The 18,167-nt window shown below is 45.2% G+C and carries 17 protein-coding genes and 1 tRNA gene; 3 read left to right on the forward strand and 15 right to left on the reverse strand.

The annotated features are described in order from the left end of the window. Positions 1-71 precede the first annotated feature (71 nt). On the forward strand, positions 72-806 hold the full coding sequence (locus tag AAEU32_RS02265) for a glutathione peroxidase (protein ID WP_421968903.1): 735 nt from the start codon (positions 72-74) through the stop codon (positions 804-806). Between the two features lie 15 nt (positions 807-821). On the opposite strand, the gene AAEU32_RS02270 is transcribed toward AAEU32_RS02265, so the two are convergent. The 9 genes from AAEU32_RS02270 to rppH form a co-directional block, all read right to left on the reverse strand. Next, positions 822-896: transfer RNA gene (locus AAEU32_RS02270), tRNA-Arg, on the reverse strand. Positions 897-973: 77 nt separating this feature from the next. Continuing rightward, entirely contained in the window at positions 974-1,549 is a 576-nt protein-coding gene (locus tag AAEU32_RS02275; RefSeq protein ID WP_421968904.1) for a FlgO family outer membrane protein, read from the reverse strand. A gap of 62 nt (positions 1,550-1,611) precedes the next feature. After that, complete coding sequence (locus tag AAEU32_RS02280) at positions 1,612-2,340, reverse strand: FlgO family outer membrane protein (protein ID WP_421968905.1); 729 nt, start codon at positions 2,338-2,340, stop codon at positions 1,612-1,614. Between the two features lie 12 nt (positions 2,341-2,352). Then, the gene (locus tag AAEU32_RS02285; protein WP_421968906.1) at positions 2,353-2,946 is read right to left on the reverse strand and encodes a FlgO family outer membrane protein; all 594 of its coding nucleotides are present in this window, start codon (positions 2,944-2,946) and stop codon (positions 2,353-2,355) included. 190 nt (positions 2,947-3,136) lie between these two features. Next, positions 3,137-3,970 (reverse strand): thymidylate synthase, encoded by an 834-nt coding sequence (locus AAEU32_RS02290; protein WP_421968907.1) that lies wholly within the window; start codon positions 3,968-3,970, stop codon positions 3,137-3,139. Positions 3,971-3,976: 6 nt separating this feature from the next. Continuing rightward, positions 3,977-4,783, reverse strand: a complete 807-nt coding sequence (gene lgt / locus AAEU32_RS02295; RefSeq protein WP_421968908.1) for a prolipoprotein diacylglyceryl transferase — start codon at positions 4,781-4,783, stop codon at positions 3,977-3,979. Positions 4,784-4,799: 16 nt separating this feature from the next. Beyond that, on the reverse strand, positions 4,800-5,606 hold the full coding sequence (locus AAEU32_RS02300) for a sulfite exporter TauE/SafE family protein (RefSeq protein ID WP_421968909.1): 807 nt from the start codon (positions 5,604-5,606) through the stop codon (positions 4,800-4,802). 133 nt (positions 5,607-5,739) lie between these two features. After that, on the reverse strand, positions 5,740-8,025 hold the full coding sequence (gene ptsP, locus AAEU32_RS02305) for a phosphoenolpyruvate--protein phosphotransferase (RefSeq protein WP_421968910.1): 2,286 nt from the start codon (positions 8,023-8,025) through the stop codon (positions 5,740-5,742). Between the two features lie 12 nt (positions 8,026-8,037). Continuing rightward, positions 8,038-8,559 (reverse strand): RNA pyrophosphohydrolase, encoded by a 522-nt coding sequence (gene rppH / locus AAEU32_RS02310; protein WP_421968911.1) that lies wholly within the window; start codon positions 8,557-8,559, stop codon positions 8,038-8,040. 412 nt (positions 8,560-8,971) lie between these two features. Here rppH and mutH point away from each other — a divergent pair, with 412 nt between their 5' ends. Continuing rightward, the gene (gene mutH, locus AAEU32_RS02315) at positions 8,972-9,640 is read left to right on the forward strand and encodes a DNA mismatch repair endonuclease MutH (protein WP_421968912.1); all 669 of its coding nucleotides are present in this window, start codon (positions 8,972-8,974) and stop codon (positions 9,638-9,640) included. Here mutH and AAEU32_RS02320 read toward each other — a convergent pair. Beyond that, complete coding sequence (locus tag AAEU32_RS02320) at positions 9,630-9,971, reverse strand: hypothetical protein (RefSeq protein WP_421968913.1); 342 nt, start codon at positions 9,969-9,971, stop codon at positions 9,630-9,632. The genes mutH and AAEU32_RS02320 overlap by 11 nt on opposite strands. A gap of 457 nt (positions 9,972-10,428) precedes the next feature. Between AAEU32_RS02320 and AAEU32_RS02325 the strand changes: the two genes are divergently transcribed. Next, positions 10,429-10,674 carry a hypothetical protein gene (locus AAEU32_RS02325; RefSeq protein WP_421968914.1) on the forward strand — a complete coding sequence of 82 codons (246 nt, stop codon included), beginning with the start codon at positions 10,429-10,431 and terminating at the stop codon, positions 10,672-10,674. 66 nt (positions 10,675-10,740) lie between these two features. Here the strand turns inward: AAEU32_RS02325 and eno are convergent, their stop codons facing one another. From eno to rlmD, 5 genes are all read right to left on the reverse strand, one after another. Beyond that, positions 10,741-12,033 (reverse strand): phosphopyruvate hydratase, encoded by a 1,293-nt coding sequence (gene eno / locus AAEU32_RS02330; protein ID WP_421968915.1) that lies wholly within the window; start codon positions 12,031-12,033, stop codon positions 10,741-10,743. Positions 12,034-12,104: 71 nt separating this feature from the next. Continuing rightward, positions 12,105-13,739 (reverse strand): CTP synthase, encoded by a 1,635-nt coding sequence (gene pyrG / locus AAEU32_RS02335; RefSeq protein WP_421968916.1) that lies wholly within the window; start codon positions 13,737-13,739, stop codon positions 12,105-12,107. A 107-nt stretch (positions 13,740-13,846) separates the two neighbouring features. Then, complete coding sequence (mazG, locus tag AAEU32_RS02340) at positions 13,847-14,578, reverse strand: nucleoside triphosphate pyrophosphohydrolase (RefSeq protein ID WP_421969049.1); 732 nt, start codon at positions 14,576-14,578, stop codon at positions 13,847-13,849. Between the two features lie 35 nt (positions 14,579-14,613). Further along, positions 14,614-16,776 carry a GTP diphosphokinase gene (gene relA, locus AAEU32_RS02345; protein WP_421968917.1) on the reverse strand — a complete coding sequence of 721 codons (2,163 nt, stop codon included), beginning with the start codon at positions 16,774-16,776 and terminating at the stop codon, positions 14,614-14,616. 8 nt (positions 16,777-16,784) lie between these two features. After that, a complete protein-coding gene (gene rlmD, locus AAEU32_RS02350; protein ID WP_421968918.1) occupies positions 16,785-18,092 on the reverse strand; it encodes a 23S rRNA (uracil(1939)-C(5))-methyltransferase RlmD in 1,308 nt (435 codons plus the stop codon). Between the last annotated feature and the right edge of the window lie 75 nt (positions 18,093-18,167).

Consider the following 18,167-nt stretch of genomic DNA (forward strand, 5'->3'; position numbering starts at 1 on the left):
TTTATACCTTTTTACCGATTAACAATGAGTATGTCATACTATCGTCATTGTTTTAAAAGGAACTCCCAATCATGACAGAACTAACTAATCGCGAAGGCCTTCGTGTTCCAGACGTTACATTTGCAACTCGCAAAAATGAACAATGGCAAAAGGTAACCACTGACGACATTTTCAAAGGCAAAACCGTTATTGTATTTTCACTTCCGGGGGCGTTTACGCCGACGTGCTCTTCGACGCACCTACCGCGCTACAACGAATTAGCCAACGTATTCAAACAAAATGGCGTTGATGACATTGTGTGTATTTCAGTGAATGATACCTTTGTAATGAACGCATGGGCTCAGCATCAAGAAGCTGCCAACATTACCTTGCTGCCAGATGGCAACGGTGAGTTCACCGACGGCATGGGAATGCTGGTTGATAAAAACGATCTTGGCTTTGGCAAGCGAAGCTGGCGTTATTCCATGCTAGTCAAAGACGGGGTGATTGAAAAAATGTTCATCGAGCCAAACAAACCGGGCGACCCCTTTGAAGTGTCTGACGCAGACACCATGCTAGAGTACATCAATCCAAATCAAGTGAAGCCACAACCTGTGACCTTGTTCACAAAACCTGGCTGTCCGTTTTGTAGCAAAGCCAAAGCATTGTTAGAGCAAAAAGGATACAGTTATGAGGAGATTGTACTGGGTAATGCAGTAACGCTCACGAGCTTAAAAGCCGTGACCGGTCGCGACACAGTGCCACAGGTATTCATTGGTGGCGAGCACATTGGCGGCTCAGATGATTTAGCAAACTATTTCAGCTAAGTTCTGTTGCTAATGTGGCGGCCCCTGCAGGAATCGAACCTGCAACTACCCCTTAGGAGGGGGCTGTTATATCCATTTAACTAAGGGGCCACTGGCCCCTATTATCTTCCAAATTCTATTTAAATAGCAACAGCTTATAGTCACCTCATCGGCTATTAAATAAGCACTTAACTCTTCGCCATTAGCTCGTTAATAACGAAATACGGTATGAACTGGCGCGCCGTTGCTTTAACCACTTTATCGCGAGTTGCCACGATGCGGGCATGAATCAATACCCCATTCGGGCGATAAACCATAGTGCCAGTAAGTACATGGTCGATACCCACTTGCTTGCTCAGTGCAGCATCATCACGTGTTAACACAAAGTCACCGCTTTGCAGCACTTGTATGTTAGGCATGAGTTTGTGGTCAACCGTGGCATAACCAAAACGCTGCATATCTGCCATTAACTCTTGCGCGATTTGGTTTCCAAGGGCATTGGTGTTTTGTAGGGTGTGGTCAAAATCAACAAAGCTGGTAATAGCTATATGGCTAACATACTGGCTTGAGATGCCATCGCTTAGGGCCAACGCTAACTGCTGGGTGTAATCGCCAAGTTGTTTGTGATGTGCTTTATGTGCCTTTGTCGACACATCAATATGTGTTGGGTTGATATCTACCGTATTCGCTTGCGCCACACTGCTGCCAGCGTCTGCAGTACTGGCCATCCCTAGTGCTAACAAACTACAAATTAATCTATGCACGCTTACGCTTCCCACTTAATTAGCTTTACCTTGTATCGGCTAACAAGTGGGAAACTTTAGGATCAATTGCCTTGTTTTAACTCGACTCCTGCATAACTCGATGTGCTTAGCAATGAGTCCACTACATCGTGAGGGAGTAGGCCTTGTGAGGTGGCAATAACCATCTTGCTATCAACACTCACAATCCTCGCATTCACTAGCACGCCGCCTTGATGTTTAACCAAGGTGCCAGCCAACACGTGAGGCATATTTTGCTCACTTTGCAGCTCTAGAAAATCGCGACTAAATGTGAAATCCCCCGTGGGTGTCACGCGAATATAGTCTAACGTTTTAAAGTCTACGACAGGCACACCAAATTCATGAAGCTCATGAATAAAGCTCTCTGCTAACTGATTGCCCAACAAACTCCCTTGCTGATAATCACTATCGAGGAATACAAAACTGGTGACCGCCATGGGCATCGATAGAGCACCTTGATCAATATTACTCACCATGTCTTGCATCAACGCCTGCACATATTGATTAATATTCTTCACTGTGTGATTAGTATTCACTTGGCGCTGAGTGTGAATTTGAATTGGACTGGCCATGCTTTGATACTGCGCGACATTCGCCTGTTGTAAATCGCTCTGTGCTGCGCCAATAATCTGCACTTGCTGATTTGCTTGCTGGTGCTGTGCAATAGCTTGTTGCTTGACTTGCTCTTCGCTGGCCATCCACCCTTCGATGGTCGAGCAACCGGACAATACTGTCGTAAAAGCAAGTGACATTAGCATTGATGATCTGTTCATGATAATTCCTCGTTAGTATGCTCGGCGTTGCAGCTGACCGTTGTTAAGACGCACTTTGTCCGCTCGTGTCAAAATGGTGTTAGGCAGGTAATCAGTAGCAGCAGCAACCACTTGGTTATTACGGCTATCAATCATGCGCACATTTACAACATAAGCATCTTCTTGTTCGCTCAGCGTTCCAGTAACGTAAAAATCGATTTCTTGTCGATTTGCTAGTACGTCGATATTGCGTGACAACATCACATCTGCGTGATTTTGCAACGCTATATGATCGCGGGTGCGATACTCAACCACCGCAAAGCCCATTTGAGAATAGATGGTGATAAAGCTTTCTTGTAGCTGCAACGCAATATCTTGTTGTTGCCATGGCACAGAATCTGGTTGCAATGTTTTTGGTGGCAAAAATGTGCCGACTGCCACTTTAGCTCCAGGCGCCACTGAGCGCAGTGACTCAGCCATGGTGTTAGCCAAACGGATACTGTGCTGATGAATGGTATTTTGCTGCACAGGATGAACTTCTGTCACTCTGGGCACGATTTCTATACGCTGGCTAGGAGCACACGCCTGTAATAAGGCCCCAACAAGCAAAATTAGGATGACACGCACACTCGCCTCACTGTTTGCATCAAGTCTGAATGGCAAAAGCGATGCAAAATAAGTGCCATTAGCATAAACGCAGAAGTTTTGACGCAAGCGCCTAGCCACTATCATGCCCCTTCAGATTTAACAGAGCCTAGTGAAATACATATTTTAAAATTAAAAAACGGCCTGACGGCCGTTTTTTTTGCAGTGTCACTTAAATTGCGACAGGTGCTTTGATATGCGGATGGGCTTGGTAATCAACCAACTCGAAGTCTTCAAAACTAAACGAGAAAATATCTTTTACCTCTGGGTTAATGCGCATCGTTGGTTTAGGGAATGGCGTGCGTGATAGCTGCTCATCCACCTGCTCCAAATGGTTAAGATATAAGTGTGCGTCACCAAATGTATGCACAAAATCGCCTAACTCTAAATCACATACTTGGGCAATCATCATGGTTAGCAGCGCATAACTTGCGATGTTAAACGGCACCCCTAAAAAGATATCTGCACTGCGCTGATACAACTGACAACTCAACTTGCCATCAAGCACATAGAACTGGAATAGCGTGTGACATGGTGGCAATGCTTGTTTACCCATCGCCGCATTTTCACTTGGGCTGTATTGAGTGTCTGGCAACAATGCTGGGTTCCACGCACTGACAATTAATCGACGTGAGTCAGGGTTTGTTTTGATTTGATCAATCACATCTTTGATTTGATCAATCACTTCACCGTTGGGGCCTTCCCAACTGCGCCACTGTTTACCATACACAGGACCCAGTTCGCCCTCTTCGGTGGCCCAACCATCCCAAATGCGCACACCGTTATCATTTAAGTAACCGATGTTGGTATCGCCTTTGAGGAACCAAAGTAACTCATGAATGATTGACTTTAAATGACACTTTTTAGTGGTCACTAATGGAAAACCCTCTTGCAGGTTAAATCGCATTTGATAACCAAATACACTGATCGTGCCTGTACCTGTTCGGTCTTCCTTTTTAAAACCATGCTCTTTTACATGGCGCATCAGTTCTAGATATTGCTTCATATTTACTTAGTTCTTTTGTTGTACTTGTGCGGCTGGTTTGTGTGAGTATGCCCAATAGCATAACCCAGCACCAACAATAACCATAGGCAAAGATAGAATTTGTCCCATCGAGATAAAACCACCAAACAAACCTAGGTGGGCATCCGGTTCACGGAAGTATTCAATGGCAAAGCGGAACACCCCATAACCGAGTAAAAATACGCCGCCTACACTGCCCGCTGGCCTTGGTTTTCTAATGAACCATTGCAGGATCAGGAACAGTACTAACCCTTCAAAAAATGCTTCATACAGTTGTGACGGGTGCCGTGGTTCTGGACCGCCTGTTGGGAAAACAATCCCCCAAGATACGTCGGTTGTTCTTCCCCACAACTCGCCATTAATAAAGTTACCTATGCGCCCGGCCAACAGTCCTAGAGGCACAAGTGGCGCTACAAAATCCCCTACCTCTAAGAATGTTTTACCGCGAGATTTAGCAAACCATGCAACCGCCGTTATCACCCCCAATGTGCCACCATGAAACGACATGCCGCCTTGGTCTATGCGAAACAGATACAGAGGATTTTCTAAGAAGTAGTCGAATTGATAAAACAACACATAACCGATTCGACCACCGAGGATCACCCCGAGCATGCCGTAAAACAGCAGATCGCTGACCTGATCTTTTGTCCACGTGGAGCCAGGTTTCGCTGCTTGGCGGTTTGCAAGCCACATTGCACATGCAAAACCGATTAAATACATTAAACCGTACCAACGTACGGCAAGTGGACCCACTTCAAAAATAACAGGGTCTATTTGCGGAAATTCTAAAGCCATAATTTTTATTATTTGCCTAACTAAACGCCATACGTAAAGCGATGATCACTAACAATAAAGCGAAGATTTTTTTTATCTGCGACACCGGTAAAAAATGGGTCGCGCGCGCACCAAATGGCGCTGTAAACCAGGAGGTAACAACAATACCAGCCAATGCTGGCAAGTACACAAAGCCCAAAAAGCCATCATTGAGGCTCTTAACTTGCCACCCCGAGGCAATGTACCCCAAGCAACCAAACAGCGCAATGGCAATACCGCTTACCGCGGCGCAGCCGATGGCTTTTTTCATGTCTACAGAGAAGTAACTAAGCAAAGGGACCAACAAAGCGCCACCGCCAATTCCTATCATGCCAGATAAGGCACCTAACAGCGATGTTAACGTGGCCACTATTGGGCCCGATGGCATAGCTCGGGTACTGGTTGCTTTTTTTGTTGAGTAAATCATACGCATGGCAATAAACATCACACATACGGCGAAAATAGCTTTCAATCCTTGCTGCGGAATGTAACTCGCCACAATGCCACTGAGTAACGCACCTGAGGACACGCCAACAAGTACCCATGGAGCCACTTCCCATGGAACATTTTGATTGCGGTGATGCGCCAACGCAGAAGACGTTGATGTGAATAATATGGATGCAAGCGACGTAGCAATGGCGATAACGAGTACATGCTCAACATCGGTTACATGGAATATTACTAATAGTGAACTCAATGCAGGAACGATTAATAAGCCACCACCTATGCCCAGCAAGCCTGCTAAAAAGCCAACAACGCTTCCGAGCAACATGCAAAGCACAAAAAGCCATATGAAATCTGCCATGTAATATACTTATACTGTTTTCTTATATCGGTAATATATCAGGTTATAACGGTGAATTCATGCCAATTAACACCGGATGTTTTCAACGAGCTTGAACACATTGAGCTTTACGATTGAAGGTCAGTAGCAGGGACTAATACTCATCACTGTCTTTAGAGCTATATAAGAGCTGACCCAAGTCATGCTCGAGCATGAAATCACGGACTAAACGGTGTACATGTTTGGCACTTTTGGCGACCAAGCACTGTTGCAATAAGGTTTGACTAGCACTTACTTCAACTCGCCTAATGACCCATTTCACCTTGTGCAATGAGCTAAAGTTCATACTTAAGCAATCAAAGCCCATCGCCAGTAGTAAAATCGCTCCCTCAGGTTCACTGGCAAGCTCGCCACACAAGCTAAATGGAAAGTTAACTTCTTTACACTGTCGAGCGATATCATTGAGCGCACGCAAAACAGCCGGATGATAAGGGTCAAATAAATTGGCAACTCGTGAATTGGCTCTATCTACAGCCAGCAAATACTGAGTTAAATCGTTACTTCCTACCGAGCAAAAGTCGACTTTGCTGGCAAACTCTTTGAGCAGATATATGCTCGATGGCACTTCAATCATCACGCCTACAAGCGGCTTATCAATGTAACTAAACTCGCTTGGCTCATCTTGTTGCAACTCAAAGTATGCGCGCTCAAGCAAGGACAATGACTCCTCCACCTCGCCAACTTCACTGATCATAGGTAACAAGATACGCAAATTGCCAAGCCCAGAGTTAGCTCGGATCATGGCTTTGAGTTGATCCAAAAACAGTTCAGGGTGATCTAAGCTAACGCGAATACCGCGCCAGCCCAAAAATGGGTTTTCTTCCTCGATTTCAAAGTAATCTAGGGCTTTGTCTCCCCCCACATCGAGTGTGCGCATCGTCACCGGCGCAGGGTGATAAGCGCTGAGCACCTGCCGATACCACTTTTCTTGCTCGTGTTGTGACGGGAAAGTGTCTTTTTCCATGAACCAAGATTCTGTGCGATATAAGCCCACCCCATCACAATAGCGCGCACTGTCCAGTTCACTGTGTAAATCCAGCCCTGCATTGAGCATTAAATCAACAGTGACGCCATCGGGTGTGCACGAGGGGAGATGATATTCAGACTCGAATTGATCATGTAATTTCGCATCACGATGCTGCAGCTTTTCGTATTCTTGTTTTAACGCTTCGCTAGGACTTAAATAGACGCGACCAGAATAGGCATCAATGATCAGTTCTTTTTCATCAAATTGCAGCAAGGGGATATCATTAATACCCCATACTGTAGGCACATTCATGGCCTTGGTGAGAATGGAGGCATGCGAGTTAGCTGCCCCGTGGACACTCACTACCCCCTTCAAACGCTCCTTCGGCACATGAGCAAGCATCGAAGGTGTGATGGTGTGCGCCACTAAAATGGTATTTTCAGGGTAAGGTTTGGTCGCTTTTTCAGTGTTGAGCAAATGATGCAGAACCCGCAGACCAATATCTTTAATGTCCACGGCCCGCTCTTTGATATACGGATCTTCCATGGCATTAAATTGTTGCACTAAACGCTCTATCACACGCTTAAGCGCGCTCTTTGCACACCAGCCGTCAGCTATCTCAATTTCCACATCTCGACCTAAGCTGCGGGCATCGAGTAGCTGCAGGTACACTTCAAACACAGCCACAGCTTCATTAGGAATATGCTCCTGCATCGATACAGCAAGCGTACTAAATTCATTGCGAGTCGCTGCAACAGCTTGAAAAAACATCTGCTTTTGTTTTGTTTTATCGGGGTCTTTGCGCAGCTCTACCGATGAGAAATCAACTTTTGGCAACACCACAAACGCGTCGCCAATTGCTATTCCAGGCGCTCCAGAGATCCCCTTCAACATCGTTGAGCGATGACTTTGGTCGTCGTGACTGAGCAAAGATTGAATTTGCGCATCTGCAAGCTGAGATGCAAGTTGCGCCGACAAAGTGATCAGAAATGACTCTTCATCTTCACTGAATACGCGCGCTGCACTTTGCTGTACAACAATCACTCCGAGCACACGTTTTTGATGCACCACAGGCACCGACAGAAACGCGTTGTATTGTTCTTCTTTGACAAGATCGGAAGTGATAAAGCGTGGGTGAGACTTGGCATAAGCCAAGTTAATGGGTTCTTCGCGTTGAGCCACCAGACCAACAAGGCCTTCGGTAAAACCTACGCGAAACTGACCTACCGCAGCGGGGTTGAGGCCATCGGTGGCCATCAACACAAAATTATCATTGCTATAATCAGCAAAGTAAATTGAGCAACACTCTGTTTTCATGGCCTTTTTGACATGGCTCACAAACACCATAAGCGCACTTTCTAGGCTTGGTTGCTGAGCAACTTCCTCAACGATTGTGCGCATAATGGCCAGCATTGCTTAATCTCCTTAACGGCGGTGGCGCCAATTCCCCTGCTGCGATGGCTCTTTTTTATTAAACGGCATCGCAAATGGCGCAAATTCTTTCATAACTCGTCGGTACACATCACGCTTGAACGCCACAACTTGGCGCACAGGATACCAGTAACTAACCCATCGCCAGTCATCAAATTCTGGATGATGTGTTTTGAGCAAATTTACATCTTCATCTTTGCATTTTAGTTTAAGTAGGAACCATTTTTGTTTTTGTCCTATACAAACCGGTGTCGAATCACGGCGTATTAACCGCTTCGGTAACTTATAACGCAACCAATGACGTGAGCTTGCAATGATCTCGACATCTTCTGGCAGTAAGCCTACTTCCTCATGTAACTCTCGGTACATAGTCTGCTCTGGAGTTTCTCCATCATCTACACCACCTTGAGGAAATTGCCATGAATGCTGACCATAACGACGGGCCCAAAAAACCTGACCCTGGTTGTTACAAATTACAATTCCGACGTTGGCACGAAAACCTTCGGCATCAATCACCTTAGTGCCTCTTTTATAAGTCGATTTTTATCGATTGTTCCATAATCCCTAAGGTTCAGCAAACATTATTCGGATCTAACACCAATTTACTCACAGGTTGTGCATAACTTTTGATATTCACGCCTAAAATTGAAACAAATCCACAATAAGCATTAGCAAAAGTCGATTTCTCCACAGATTCTGTGGATAAAATTGTTTATACCTCTGTATTTTGTGGATTAAAACAACAGCGCTTTGTGACAAAAAAGTAGTGATCTTTTATTTTTTCATTAAAATTCAATTGCTTATAAAAAAATAACATTGAAAAGATCGCACAAAAAACACACTAAGAGTTTTTGCTCAAAATTACAACACTGGGAATTAGCCACGGCTTTGATACAATCTCGATATTAATCAGTGTAGTAATAACTTCATGACGCCACCACCGCAAACATTAGCCGAACTCACCGCTCGTGTCAGTGCGATCGCCGGTATGACGCTCGGTGAACTCGCCAAAGAACATGGCTTTAAAACCCCTGAACATCTGCTGCGAGAAAAAGGCTGGGTTGGACAGCTACTTGAGTATGCACTAGGTGCCAGTGCCGGTTCTTTACCTGAACCAGACTTTGTTAATTTAGGGGTAGAGTTAAAGACCCTACCGATATCTCACTCAGGTACACCTCTTGAGACCACTTTTGTCAGTGTTGCACCTTTGGTAGATGTAACTGGAGCGCAATTTGAAAACAGTACTGTATATAAAAAGCTCCGCCATGTATTGTGGCTTCCAATTTTGGCCGAACGTGAAATACCCATCATTGATAGAGTCATTGGCAGTGGGTTCTTATGGCAACCTAGTGCGGCTCAATTTGCGCAGCTGAAACGTGATTGGGAAGAGCTAATCGATATGATTGCCCTTGGGCAAATAGAGCAAGTGAACGGTCACTATGGTGAAGTCTTGCAGTTACGCCCTAAGGCAGCTAACAGTAAGGCACTGACGGAGGCGATTGGTGCAAACGGCCAGCGTATTCAAACACTGCCGCGGGGCTTTTACTTAAAAACCCAGTTTACGAGACAAATCTTAGCCGAGCAATTTAGCCCTTGAGATGATGAAGGCTTGTTGGTGTTACCAGTGCAACAAGTTCATTAAAATGCTGATGTAGATACTCACATGCAAGCTTGCTGTCGTGCTCAGCAATGATGATGTGCAATAGCACAAATGAAATCACACTCATTGCCAATGCAGCTTCAACAGCAAAGAAGAAACCACAAAGCAACGCCGGAACCATGATCAGTAGGATCAAGGTAGCGCGCAAAACAGGGTCGACAGGGTGCTCTTTGCGAAACCCTTTGAATGCAGCTTCAACAACTTGGTTGCGCTGATCTGTGCTCAAGCTTTCCAGTTCTTTACAACCGTAAAAATAAAACCAATACATAAAGTTACTCTCCGCTCATTCAGTAACTTGTGTGCGTATAAAAACGAATTTGTCACATACGTTAAATATATAAACAAAATGTTAACTTTCAACTTGTAATCGATGAAATAACAATTAATCGCGAGGGCATGTTGATCTTTGCTGTTTGTTTTTGCTGTAGTCATTGGGACTCTTGGCAAGGCAGAGTGCGTCGCATAGTGGTTCTATGCCACTCAGGCGATGACGCAGTGAAAATACCCCAATGGCGCTGCCCAAAGGGTTCAACCAATGCGTTGTCATGGGCCATGAACATAGTTCACTATGCACCATGACCCATTCCTAGCATTGAAAGCCTTTGATTTGAACAAAATTCATACATCAAAGGTCAACACGCCCTTGTAAAGACTGTCACTTTTTCTTATAACTGGGCGCTGCGTTGTTTTGCAACGTGAAGTACTTCAGTTTTAGGAGAGACACAATGACAATAAAAATGTCACTAGCGGTGCTGTGCACCATGATATTGCTGGGCTGCTCAAGCACTCATGATGGACAACAAGCAAGTAATGAAGATGGCATGATATGCGAATTGAAAAAGCCAACTGGCTCGAATATTCCAAAGCGTGTATGTATGACAAAAGAACAAAAAGAAGCGCAAGAAAAAGCAGGCCAAGAATATATCAACCAACAACGTAATCGAGCGACAACGGGTGGATTAACTCACTAAGGGTTAAGCGCATAAAAAAACCGCGGCTAACCGCGGTTTTTTTATAGTTACCAAGTACGCTATTGCTTACTGGCCTTTGATCTCAGAACGACCTTTATAAACAGCCTTGTCGCCAAGTTGCTGCTCGATGCGTAGCAACTGGTTGTACTTAGCCACACGGTCAGAGCGGCACAGCGAACCTGTCTTGATTTGACCGGCAGCAGTACCAACGGCTAAATCGGCAATCGTTGCATCTTCTGTTTCACCACTGCGGTGAGAGATAACCGCTGTAAAACCAGCGTCTTTTGCCATCTTGATTGCGTCAAGTGTTTCAGACAGTGAACCGATTTGGTTGAACTTGATTAGAATTGAGTTACCAATGTTCTCATCAATACCACGCTTCAAGATCTTAGTGTTAGTTACGAATAGGTCATCACCTACAAGTTGAACTTTGTCACCAATCTTATCAGTTAGGATTTTCCAACCTGCCCAATCGCTCTCATCAAGACCATCTTCGATAGAAACGATAGGGTAACGTGCAGCAAGGTCTGCAAGGAAGTCAGCAAAGCCAGCTGAGTCGAATGCTTTACCTTCACCTTTAAGGTCGTATTTACCATCGTGATAAAACTCTGAAGATGCACAGTCAAGCGCAAGTGTTACGTCTTTGTTTAACTCGTAACCCGCAGCAGCAACCGCTTCGGCAATTACTTCTAGCGCTTCTTCGTTAGACTTAAGATCTGGAGCAAAACCACCTTCATCACCCACGGCCGTGTTAAGACCACGTGCACTTAATACTTTTTTCAGGCTGTGGAAGATTTCTGCACCCATACGCAACGCTTCACGGAAGCTTGGAGCACCTACAGGCTGAACCATGAACTCTTGGATATCAACGTTGTTATCCGCATGCTCACCACCATTTAAGATGTTCATCATTGGCACTGGCATTGAATATTGGCCAGATGTACCATTTATGTCTGCAATGTGTTCGAATAGCTCAACACCTTTGTCTTGAGCAGCCGCTTTAGCGTTTGCAAGCGATACAGCTAGGATTGCATTGGCACCTAGTTTTTCTTTGTTTTCTGTACCATCAAGCTCAAGCATGATGTTGTCGATAGCGCGCTGTTCAAGTGCATTTTGACCTTTTAATGCGGTAGCGATTTCGTTGTTAACAAAACCTACGGCAGTAAGTACACCTTTACCTAGGTAACGGCTTTTGTCGCCGTCACGAAGCTCTAACGCTTCACGTGTACCCGTTGATGCACCTGATGGTGCACACGCACGACCCCAAGCACCGCTCGCCAAGTGAACTTCGGCTTCAACAGTTGGGTTACCGCGTGAGTCCATCACTTCACGGCCAATCACTTTAACAATTTCTGACATCTCAATTGATTCCTCTTATCCCAATTGTAAAAACGAAAAAGCCGTGCAAGGGCACGGCTTTTTTCAATCAATTACGAAGATTGCTTCTGGAAGCTGTGTGCAGCTGCCACAAACCCTTCGAATAGTGGGTGACCATCACGCGGTGTTGACGTGAATTCCGGGTGGAACTGCGCCGCAATAAACCAAGGATGATCTTTATTTTCAATGATTTCCACCAGCTTTTTATCTTCGGAGAGACCGGTGAACTCAAGACCCGCTTGCTCAAGCTTTTCAACATAGTTGTTGTTCACTTCATAGCGGTGGCGGTGACGCTCTACGATTTGGTCACTACCATACACCTCACGTACTTTTGAACCTTCTTTCAAGTGGCACAGCTGCGCACCAAGACGCATTGTTCCACCTAAATCTGACTCTTCATCACGTACTTCAACGTTACCGTCTTTATCCAACCACTCAGTGATCAGACCCACAACTGGATGCGCAGAGTTTGTATCAAACTCAGTTGAGTTTGCACCTTCAAGACCTGCAACGTTACGTGCGTATTCAATCAATGCTACTTGCATACCTAAACAGATACCAAGGTAAGGAACCTTGTTTTCACGGGCATACTGCGCAGCTAAAATTTTACCTTCTACACCACGGCCACCAAAGCCACCTGGTACTAGAATCGCATCTAGGTTTTTAAGTAACTCAACACCTTTGCTCTCAATATCCTGAGAATCAACGTATTGAATATTTACCGTTAAGCGGTTTTTCAAACCAGCATGCTTTAATGCTTCGTTTACTGACTTGTAGGCATCAGGTAATTCAATGTACTTACCTACCATGCCAATTGTTACTTCACCAGTAGGGTTCGACTCTTGGTAAAGTACTTGTTCCCACTCAGATAAGTCTGCTTCTGGGCAATCAAGGTAGAAGCGACGACAAATGATGTTGTCTAAATCCTGAGACTTAAGCAGTGCTGGGATTTTATAAATGCTGTCTACGTCTTGCAGAGAAATAACCGCTTTCTCTTCTACATTGGTAAATAGTGCGATTTTTGCACGCTCGTTTGCAGGTAATTTACACGCAGAACGGCACACTAGAATGTCTGGTTGAATACCAATAGAACGAAGCTCTTTTACAGAGTGCTGCGTAGGCTTGGTTTTCACTTCACCCGCAGGGCCTAAGAATGGCACAAGTGTTAGGTGCATAAATAACGCACGCTCACGGCCGATTTCAGTACCAAGCTGACGGATTGCTTCTAAGAACGGTTGTGATTCGATATCACCCACTGTACCGCCAATCTCAACGATCGCGATATCGTGACCTTCCGCACCTTCAACTACGCGACGTTTGATGTCGTTAGTGATGTGTGGGATAACCTGAATTGTGGCACCAAGGTACTCACCGCGGCGCTCACGACGAAGTACGTCTTCGTATACGCGACCTTGAGTGAAGTTGTTGCGGCTAGTCATCTTGGTACGGATGAAACGCTCATAGTGACCAAGGTCAAGGTCAGTTTCAGCACCGTCTTCGGTAACAAATACTTCACCATGTTGAATTGGGCTCATAGTGCCCGGGTCAACGTTGATATAAGGATCCAGCTTTAAGATTGTGACTTTCAAGCCACGTGCTTCTAAGATCGCTGCCAATGATGCAGCAGCAATACCTTTACCCAACGAGGAAACCACCCCGCCCGTAACGAAGATAAATTTTGTACTCATGCGAACCCTAAGATATCAGGAAATGGATTAAATAGAATCAAGACGGGGCGAAATTATAGCAAAGCAGCGCACGCCAATCCAGTTAAAATTAGCGCTTTAGCGAATGGTTATTCTCGTTCCTTCACCGCTTGCCACGCTGCTTCCATTTCTTCTAAGCCTACATCTGTAAGCACTTGACCAGTGGTTAAAATTTGCTCTTCCACTTGATTAAAGCGATGACTGAACTTGCGGTTAGCTTGGCGCAATAGTTGCTCTGGGTCGCGATTAAGATGGCGCGCAACATTTACAACGGCAAATAATAAATCACCAATCTCTTCGGCGCAGTGCTCACTTGTAGGGTCATGTTCAATGGCTTCAGTGACTTCCTGAACCTCTTCTCGCACTTTGTCCAAAGCACCATCAATGCTTGGCCAATCGAAACCAACACTGGCGACACGCTTTTGAATTTTGTATGCCGCGCTTAAGCTCGGCATGTTCGTTGGGATGTCCTCAAGCAGTAGCCTAGCTCCGCGCTTTTGGCGCGCCTGATGTTTACGCGTTTCCCAGTTTTCCTGTACCTGTTCTCCTGCAAAAATATGCGGATGACGCGCCTGTAACTTTGCATTTAAACCAGTGACGACATCGTTAAAGTCAAAAAGCTGCTCTTCTTTAGCAAGTTGACTGTAGAAGATAACTTGAAACAGTAAATCACCGAGCTCGGCTTTGAGCTCATCAAATGCACCGCGCTCTATCGTGTCAGCCACTTCGTAGGCTTCTTCGATGGTATGCGGCACAATTGTCTCAAAGCGCTGTGCTAAATCCCACTCACAGCCAGATTCTGGGCAGCGCAATTTAGCCATGATGGCTTGCAATTGTGCAATCGCGTCAGTTGTCACTATCCTGCCCCCACTCGAGAGGCATCATACACCCCTTCGATTTGCATCAACTTGGTTAGTAAGCGGTTAGTGGTACTCAAATCCGAGACTGAAATCTTCATATTGAAAATCGCCAATTGTTTCTCATCAATGGTATTCACATTCATGCTCATTACATTAACCTTTTCATTAGCAAGCACCGCACTGATGTCGCGAATTAAGCCTTGACGATCGGTCGCTTCAACCTTAATTGACAAAGCAAAATCACTGCTAGTTTTAGCTGACCAGCTCACCTCAACAATGCGCTCTGGGTTGCGCTCTTGCAAGTTCGCAAATTGCTCACAATCACTGCGATGCACTGCGATGCCGCGGCCTTGGGTGATATACCCACAAATTGAATCACCAGGCACAGGCTCACAACAACCCGCCATATGGCTCATGAGCGAACCAACGCCATCAACCACAATGCCATTTTTATCGCCTTTGGCATTAGGGTTGTGCTGCTTAAATTTAATTTGTGGTTCACTCTCACCCTTGTTTTGCACAAAGTTGAGCAGCTGATTAAGACGCACATCGCCAGCCCCAATCGCGACAAGCAAGTCATCAAGATGAGTAAAGTTGAAACGCTTTATCGCAGGGTCTAAATCTTTGTAAGTAATATCGAGCTTTTGCAGCTCGTTATCGAGAATATCCTTGCCTGCTTGGAGATTTTTGTCTCTATCAAGCTGCTTAAACCAATGATGTATTTTCGCTCGAGCTCGTGACGAGCGCACATAGCCAAGGGATGGATTTAACCAATCACGACTCGGGTTTGGCTCTTTGTGCGTCAGTATTTCAACTTGATCACCCGTTTGCAGTTGATACGTAAATGGCACTATCTTGCCAAACACTTTTGCGCCTATACAGCGGTGACCTACGTTAGAGTGAATATAATAAGCAAAATCTAACGGCGTCGCTCCAAATGGCAAATCGAAAATATCACCTCGAGGTGTAAATACATAAACACGGTCTTCAACCACTTGGTTTTTAAGCTCGTCAGCAAGGTCAGTACCATCGACTACCTCTTCTTGCCATTGCAGAATTTTTTGCAACCAACTGATCTTTTGCTCATAGCCGGAATCTTTTGAGCCAAGGGCACCCTCTTTATACATCCAGTGCGCAGCGACACCGAGTTCAGCATCTTCATGCATTTCTTGAGTACGAATTTGAATCTCGACCGTTTTCCCCTCAGGGCCAAATACCACGGTATGAATCGACTGATAGCCATTAGGTTTAGGCGTTGCCACATAGTCATCGAATTCTTTTGGCAAATGGCGCCAACTGGTATGCACTATGCCAAGCGCGGCATAACAGTCTTGAATGCGTTCAACCACAATACGCATTGCGCGGATATCGAAAAGTTGGTCAAACTCATAGTTCTTCTTGGTCATCTTCTTGTAGATACTGAAGATGTGCTTTGGACGACCATACACTTCGCCCTTGATGCCCGCTTCGTCTAATTTAGACTGTACTTGATGCACCAAGTCCTTCATGTAGGCTTCACGGTCTAAGCGTTTTTCTTCCAGAAGCTTGGCGATACGTTTGTAGGTATCTGGGTGCAGATAACGAAAGGCAAAGTCCTCTAGCTCCCACTTCAGTTGGCCAATGCCTAAGCGATTTGCTAACGGTGCAAATATATTAGTCGTTTCTTTGGCGGCGATAACGCGCTCTTCTTCTTCGGCGTTTTTGACTTCGCGCAAATAGCATACTTGCTGCGCAAGCTTAATAACAACAGCGCGCACGTCTTCAACCATGGCCAATAACATGCGGCGTATTTTATCAACTTGAACTTGGCCGCTCGAGGCATGGGCAAGCGTACTAATTGTCGCCATTTGCTCAACCCCTTTGAGCAACAGACCGACATCTTTGTTGAATTTGTCGCTCACATCGGTAATGGCTACTTTTTTGGCAAGGAAATAAGGCGTTAAATACGCAGTTGCAAGAGACGTTGCATCAAGATTGAGCTGTGCCAATATTTCAACCATCTCGAGAGCAAGTCGATCTTTTTCGGCGCAGCGTAACTCTCCACAAAACTCAGCCGCGGCTTTCACTAATTCATATTTTTCTGCGCTTAAAGAAAGCTGCTGCAATGCCGCATCAAAATTTTCAATATGGGTGCGGTGCGACTGTCTTGTTGCCACCATGGCGGACTCTACCTCCGTTCAAATAAAGCCATTGTTTCGATGTGGCCGGTGTGAGGAAACATATTCATTATCCCTAATTTACTCAATGAAAAACCGGCCGAGAGTATCGTTTTACTGTCCCTAGCCAGAGTAACGGGATCACACGACACGTACAAGACGCGGGTGAACTGTTTGAGTGGTAATTGCGCAAGTATTGCCTCAGCCCCCATTCTTGATGGGTCAAGGATCAACACATCGAGTGATTTATCAAACCATTTGGCTTTGTGCAATGGCTCTGTAAGGTCAAAACAGTGAAATTCGCAATTATCTAACGCATTAGTTTGCGCATTTTGTTGTGCATAACGAACCGCTGAAGCCACCCCTTCTATACCTACCACACGCTTAGCAGCCTTAGCGGCAAGCAAAGAGAAGTTACCTACACCACAAAACAAGTCTAGCACTTGATGAGTGTCTTCAAGTGCTAACCATTGCATTGCTTGATGCAGCATTTTGTCGTTAACCTCGGCATTCACCTGAATAAAGTTATCTAGTCCAAAAGCTAAAGTCAGATCATGCTCCAGTTTGTAGCTGGCTTGAGGTAAGGCTTGCTCTGCATCACCTTGAAACACCAAGCTCCAGTTATAATCAGTGGCCGCCTGAGAAAGAGCGGCTTTGATGGATTCTGGAATTGACTTAGTATGACGGATGACCACAAAGTGTTCGTTTTGAGCGGCCACCAATTGCAAATGAGTGACACTGCGCAGCGCCTTATGTTGGCTTATTTGCTCTTGGAAAAATGCGAAGATTTTGTCATACCCCTTATCCAACACAGGACAAGACTCGATGTTGACAATGCGCTTACTGCCTTTTTGTCTAAGACCAACTTTAACACCTTGATTTTTATCGTCAAAAACACTGACGCGCGCACTGCGGCGATAATGCCAAGGCTGGCTTTCAATCGCTTGCTGCCAAGGCAGGTGTTCTAATGCACTGAACTTTTTAAATAGTGCCCCCACCGCTTGTTGTTTAGCATGCAACTGGGCATCGATATTAAAATGTTGCAATGTGCACCCGCCACACTGATGATAATGTTGGCAATGGGGTTTTTCACGCTCAGGGCTTGGCGAAATCACCTTAGTACAGCGTGCTTCACTGTGGTGCTTCTTGTCTGCGGTAATGGTTGCAATCACCTGCTCATTCGGTAATGCGCCATTAACAAAAATGACTTTGCCATTTTTTTTTGCCACACCTCGACCGTGGTGGTCCAAGCTATCAATGACCAATTCTTGGCTATGATTCGTTACTTTTTTCTTTGTTGGCTTGTAAAAGTTCGCCATTGCTTGCCCTAATACATTGCTAAAGGTCGGTGTAAGCGATAACCTAAACTTAACACAGACTTTTTAATTTGTTTG

Origin of the sequence: Pseudoalteromonas maris (assembly GCF_049257235.1) — a bacterium.
In the GTDB taxonomy this organism is placed as follows: Bacteria; Pseudomonadota; Gammaproteobacteria; order Enterobacterales; family Alteromonadaceae; genus Pseudoalteromonas.